Genomic DNA, 502 nt, shown 5'->3' with positions numbered 1-502 from the left:
TCCCTGACGCGCCGTTCATCCAGCGTCCAGGCCAGATCAACGCCTGGGACAACGAAGACTTCGTCAAAGCGATCAAGGCCACCGGCCGCAAGCAACTGATCATCGCCGGTGTAGTGACCGACGTCTGCGTAGCTTTCCCGACCCTGTCGGCGATCGCTGAAGGCTTCGAAGTGTTCGTCGTCACCGACTCGTCGGGTACCTTCAACACCACCGTGCAACAAGCGGCGTGGGCGCGGATGTCCGCCGCCGGTGCACATCTGATGAACTGGTTCGCTGTGGCCTGCGAGCTGCAGGGCGACTGGCGCAACGACATGGAAGGCCTGGCGCATCTGCTGTCCGAGCGTCTGCCTAACTATCGCAACCTGATCAACAGCTACACCAAGTTCACTGCCAAGTAAGACAAAAAGATCGCAGCCTGTTGCAGGCTGCGATCTATTGCTTTCAACGCTTCTGCAACCACCCCAAAAAACCACCTTTTTTCACCGCCACCGGTTTGGCCATC

Annotated in this window: 1 protein-coding gene; it reads left to right on the top strand. The window is 58.6% G+C overall.

Annotation, left to right across the window (positions count from 1 at the left end; all coding sequences use genetic code 11):
* Positions 1-398: isochorismatase family protein (locus J5M71_RS27400; RefSeq protein ID WP_207838688.1), on the top strand; the 398-nt coding region annotated here is incomplete at its 5' end.
* Positions 399-502: the final 104 nt, after the last annotated feature.

The sequence above is a fragment of the Pseudomonas sp. 43(2021) genome, assembly GCF_017490805.1.
Lineage (GTDB): Bacteria > Pseudomonadota > Gammaproteobacteria > Pseudomonadales > Pseudomonadaceae > Aquipseudomonas.
Note: the sequence above shows the minus strand (reverse complement) of the source record. Positions and strands in the feature narration are given on the sequence as shown.